Annotated in this window: 5 protein-coding genes; all 5 read left to right on the forward strand. The window is 59.8% G+C overall.

What is annotated here, in order from left to right; all coding sequences use genetic code 11:
• The first annotated feature begins 188 nt into the window (after window positions 1-188).
• Window positions 189-1,472 (forward strand): PQQ-dependent sugar dehydrogenase, encoded by a 1,284-nt coding sequence (locus tag VFO93_RS12405; protein ID WP_325134690.1) that lies wholly within the window; start codon window positions 189-191, stop codon window positions 1,470-1,472.
• Window positions 1,469-1,933 (forward strand): cytochrome c, encoded by a 465-nt coding sequence (locus tag VFO93_RS12410; RefSeq protein ID WP_325134691.1) that lies wholly within the window; start codon window positions 1,469-1,471, stop codon window positions 1,931-1,933. Before VFO93_RS12405 ends, VFO93_RS12410 begins: the two co-directional genes overlap by 4 nt.
• A gap of 84 nt (window positions 1,934-2,017) precedes the next feature.
• Window positions 2,018-3,256, forward strand: a complete 1,239-nt coding sequence (locus tag VFO93_RS12415; protein ID WP_325134692.1) for an AAA family ATPase — start codon at window positions 2,018-2,020, stop codon at window positions 3,254-3,256.
• 3 nt (window positions 3,257-3,259) lie between these two features.
• The gene (locus tag VFO93_RS12420; protein WP_325134693.1) at window positions 3,260-3,838 is read left to right on the forward strand and encodes a hypothetical protein; all 579 of its coding nucleotides are present in this window, start codon (window positions 3,260-3,262) and stop codon (window positions 3,836-3,838) included.
• Window positions 3,839-3,912: 74 nt separating this feature from the next.
• Window positions 3,913-4,779, forward strand: a complete 867-nt coding sequence (locus tag VFO93_RS12425) for a hypothetical protein (protein WP_325134694.1) — start codon at window positions 3,913-3,915, stop codon at window positions 4,777-4,779.
• The last annotated feature ends 104 nt before the right edge of the window (window positions 4,780-4,883 follow it).

Genomic DNA, 4,883 nt, shown 5'->3' on the forward strand with positions numbered 1-4,883 from the left:
GGGGGGACTAGCGCTAGCTTTCTAGTTCTAGATTTGAGGCTAAGAATAAAAACTAGTCCCCCCTCTTTTTTGGAAATGCGTCAAAAGCATTTTTCGGGGGCTAGGGGGTGAGGTGCACGAGCGACGAGCCCGCAACTTTGCTCTACCACTCTGAGTTATTCGCCCCCCTCCTACCCTCTTATTTCCACATGCGTTCCCTTTCCTCTCTTGCGCTAGCTACGGCTGCCCTCGCGGGCAGCGCCCTGCTGCTGTCCAGCCAAACCAACGTTCACCTCGCGCCCGACCCCGACAATGCGGGCCTGAAGCTGCCCGCTGGCTTCGGCGCGCTGAAGGTGGCCGAAACCGGCGGCAAAGCCCGCCACCTCGCCGTCACGCCGCAAGGTCTTATCTACGTGAAGCTCAACCGGCCCAAAGACGGCGCGGGCATCCTGATGCTGCGGCCCAAGGCCGACGGCCGCGCCACGGTGGCCAGCAGCTTTGGCAACTACGGCGGTACCGGGGCCTACGTCAAAAACGGCTACCTCTACGCCTCCTCCGACCACGCGGTGTACCGCTATAAGCTGAACGCCAACGGCGAAGTAGCCACTCCCAACGCCCCCGAGCTACTGGTGCGTGGCCTCAAAGTAGGTAGCCAGCACGAGTCAAAATCCATCGTGCTCGACAATGAGGACAACCTCTACGTGAACATCGGGGCCTACGCCAACGCCTGCCAGGAGCAGGACCGCACGCGCGGCTCGAAGGGCATCCCCAACTGCCCGATTCTGGACTCGGCGGGCGGCATCTGGCAGTTTAAGGCCAACAAGCTCAACCAGCGCTATCCCGATGGCACGCGCTACGCCAGCGGCCTGCGCAACGTAGTGGGCCTCGACTGGAACCAGCAAGATAATCAACTCTTTGTGATGCAGCACGGCCGCGACCAGCTGCACGATAACTGGCCCGCGCTCTACACCGAGGCGCAGTCGGCCACCCTGCCCGCCGAGTGCATGTACGCCCTCAAAAAAGGCGACAACGCCGGCTGGCCCTACCTCTACTACGACCAGCAGCAGCACAAGAAAATCCAGGGCCCCGAGTACGGCGGCGATGGCAAAAAAGAAGCCACCGGCAACTACCTCGACCCCGCCGCCGCCTACCCCGGCCATATGGCCCCCAACGGCCTGCTCTTCTACACCGGCACCATGTTCCCGGCCAAGTACCGCAACGGCGCTTTCATCGCCTTCCACGGCTCCTGGAACCGCGCGCCCGAGCCGCAGGCCGGCTACTACGTAGTTTTTCAACCCTTTAAGGATGGCAAGCCCAGCGGCCAGTGGGAGGTTTTCGCCGATAATTTCTCGGGCTCGGCGGCCAAAACGGCCAGCGGCCGCGCCGACCATCGCCCCTGCGGCCTCGCCCAGGGCCCCGACGGCTCGCTCTACGTCAGCGACGACTCGAAAGGCACCATCTACCGCATCCTGTACACCGGCAAGAAGTCATGAACCACAAGCACTTAATTCTGGCGCTTACACTATTGGCCGGCGGTGGGCTGTCGTTGCAAGCCCAGCACCGCCCCGCCGCGAAAGCCAAAGCACCGGCCAAAGCCACCGCCGCCGACCCGGCCCTGAAAGCGTCACTGACGCGCGGCGCGGCGGTGTATAAGAACGTGTGCATTGCCTGCCACCAGGCCGATGGCGGCGGCCTGCCGCCCATCAACCCGCCACTCATCAAAACCCAGTACGTGCTCGGCGACAAGTCGCGCCTGTCGCACATCGTGCTGGCCGGCCTGGCTGAGCGCATCGAAATCGACGGCGAGGAGTACAAGCAGCCCATGCCCGCCCAGGCCCACCTCACCGACCAGCAAATTGCCGACGTGCTCACCTACGTGCGCAACAGCTTCGGCAACAAAGCCAGCGCCGTGCAAGTGGCCGAGGTAAAAGCCGTGCGCGCCACCCTCAAGTAGCTGTTACCCAGCCCCTACCCGCGGCGGCTCCGGCAACGGGGTCGCCGCGTCGTAGTTTTGGCCCACCCCTAGCCGCCCCGCCCCATGAATGAGCAACTGATTGTCAAGAATTTCGGCCCGATTAAAGACGCCACGGTGGACTTTAAGCGCGTCACGGTTTTTATCGGCCCGACGGGCGGGGGAAAGAGTACGCTGGCGAAGCTGGCGGCGATTTGGCGTAATAAAAAGGTTTATTTCGGAGGTGAATTTCCAGAGCTATTATCTCGGTATTCTTTGGAAAAATATTGGCAAACAGAGTCTTCTCTGTGGTTCGCTGCTAATTCTTACACATCGACTATTGACAAAGACCTTAACCTAAGCTTCACAAAGAAAGAAGGGGCAAAGATGAGTGCATCTGATGACGCCGCAGCACGCCGTGACTTAAAATTGATTAGCGAAAAACTTATGGAAACGGTAGAGAACCTACCTACTTACAATACCACTAATCTACCCGATAATATTGAAGAGATATTAGATAGCAATAGAGACAGCATACTGAAAGCGATTACAGAAGCTAGGGAGTTATTAACCAACAATCATATACATCACTTTATTAGCAGCATAGCCACTTATGTCACTTCGGAAAGAAGTTTCATTCCATCAATAGAGTATTCTTGGGCAGGTTTACTACGAGATGATATAGGTCTTCCGAAAGACATTTTAGAATTCGCAAATGAATTCTCCCTTTCTCGCAGAAATATCTCTGAATTATATATTCCTTTCCTAAACATTAAATACATACACAGAAATGGTCAGGACTTTATAAAAATACCCGAAAGCGAAACTCTCTTCCGCCTCTACGAAACAGCTAGCGGTATCCAATCCGTAACCCCGCTGCTGGTGCTGCTAGAGCACCTGAGCCGTAATACCGAGCAGGCGCAAAGCTTCATCATCGAAGAGCCCGAACTAAACCTCTACCCCACCGCCCAGCAAGGGCTATTGAACTGGCTGGTAGAGAAATGCACGCAAGGCGAAAACGACCTGACTATCACCACGCACAGCCCCTACATTCTGTCGCACCTCAACCTATTGCTCTACGCGCACCACGTGGGCAACAAAGACGAGGAAAAGCGCCGGAAGGTAGCCGCCATCATCCCCGAGAAGTATTGGGTGAACCCCGACGAGTTTGCGGCTTACTACGTGAACGGCCCCGAGGGCGCGGGCGGCGTCCGGTCGCTGCTGGACCCCGAAACCAAGCTTATCTCGCAAAACGAGCTAGACGCCGTTTCGGGCATTCAGGCCGACGAGTTCGACCAACTGCTGGACATCAACCGCGGCTTTTAGAACATGCTGAATCCGCTCCGCGAATCGTTCCGCGACCAGATGCGCGGCAATGCGTGCCAGGAAGCCATTACGGCGGTTGAGTTTTTTGTGCAAGACCCGCCGCCGCCCAGCACCGCGCCGTGTTTTCACTATCTGCCCCCGGCGCGCAACCGCTTCGACTTGCAGGTGCTCAACGCCTCGGGCCGGCTGGTACACCTCATCCAGATTGACCGCTGCCTGTACACCGTGGCCGAGGGGCGGCGCTGCGACTGCGCGCTGCTCACCACCGAGCAAGCCTACTTCGTCGAGTTCAAGGCCGCCGACAGCGACGTGACAAGCAGCGGCCACCTGCGCTACGCCCGCGCCGCCGACTGCGTAGAGCAACTAGAGCTAACTATCAAAGACTTTGTGAGCCGCGCCATCATTCCGGCCGGGGCGCTGGTGCTAGCGTATGCCTGCGTGGGGCGTACCTCGCAGCGGCCGTACCCGGGGGCGGATTTTCTGGCGTTGAGCGCCGCCTTCAACAACCGCTTTGAGGGCATTCCCATCAGGGTGCGGCTGCTGGTGGAAAATGTGATAACCATCGGTAGGGCCAACGCTTAAGCATCAACAAACTCGCGGAGTCCGCGCTACGGCCCGCCGTAATTTCGCCCTTCCTCCTCCCCCGCCCGGCCCTCATGCAATTGCTTTATCTGGTGTTCGGCACCAACATCCAGAACCACTTTCAGGCGCATTTCTCGATACTCACTTTCCTGCGGCAGGGGCTAGGCGAGCTGAAAATCACGGTAATGACCGATGCACCGGAGTTTTACCGGCACCTGGGGGCGGCCGTGGCGGTGCAGGTGATTGACAAGGACACGCTGCGCGAGTGGGAAGGCGAGTTCAAGTTTTTCTGGCGCGTCAAAATCAAGGCGCTAGAGCTAGCGGCCCGGCAAGCGCCCGAGCTACCGCTACTCTACCTCGATTCGGACACGCTGCTCTACGGCTCCTTGCCCGCGCTGCGGCAGGAGCTGGCCGCCGGCCACGCCCTCATGCACGAGCCCGAGGGCCGGCTCTCGGCCCTGCCCAGCAAAACCGAGCGCCGCATGTGGCAGCAGGTGCAGGGCCAGACGTTTGGCAGCGTGGCCATTACGCCGCAGCACGTGATGTGGAACGCGGGCGCGGTGGGCGTGCCCGCGCAGCGCAACCACGAGGCCATTGCGCTGGCTTTGCGCATCTGCGACGACCTATGCCGGCGGCAGGTTACGCCCCGGCTCATCGAGCAGTTTGCGCTGGCGGTGGCGCTGGCCGAGGTGCAGGGGCTGCACTCGGCCAAGCCTTACATCGGCCATTACTGGAGCACCAAGGAGCTGTGGAACGAGCCCATCAGCCGCTTTTTGCTGACCTCGCACCTGCAAAACCGCACGCTGGCGCAGGATTTGGAGGCGCTCGATAGCTTTGATTTTCAGGCGCTACCCATCAAGCAGCGGGTGCGCAACACGCAGTCGCGGCTGGAGAACCTGACGCGCCGGCTGTGGCCGCCGCAGGGCGTGGAGTTTTTGTAACGCCAAGCTCCAGCTTGGCGAGCGAGCGCAGCGAGCTGCGGCGCGGGCAAACGTTGCTGGGCATTGGCTGGCGTGGCTGCTCGCTACGCTCGCTCGCCAAGCTG

The sequence above is a fragment of the Hymenobacter sp. genome, from assembly GCF_035709525.1.
GTDB lineage: Bacteria > Bacteroidota > Bacteroidia > Cytophagales > Hymenobacteraceae > Hymenobacter.

What these genes read in the sequence shown, in the direction of transcription:
- VFO93_RS12405 (WP_325134690.1), top strand. Translation starts at nt 189, where the DNA reads ATGCGTTCCCTTTCCTCTCTTGCGCTAGCTACGGCTGCCCTCGCGGGC.
- VFO93_RS12410 (WP_325134691.1), top strand. Translation starts at nt 1,469, where the DNA reads ATGAACCACAAGCACTTAATTCTGGCGCTTACACTATTGGCCGGCGGT.
- VFO93_RS12415 (WP_325134692.1), top strand. Translation starts at nt 2,018, where the DNA reads ATGAATGAGCAACTGATTGTCAAGAATTTCGGCCCGATTAAAGACGCC.
- VFO93_RS12420 (WP_325134693.1), top strand. Translation starts at nt 3,260, where the DNA reads ATGCTGAATCCGCTCCGCGAATCGTTCCGCGACCAGATGCGCGGCAAT.
- VFO93_RS12425 (WP_325134694.1), top strand. Translation starts at nt 3,913, where the DNA reads ATGCAATTGCTTTATCTGGTGTTCGGCACCAACATCCAGAACCACTTT.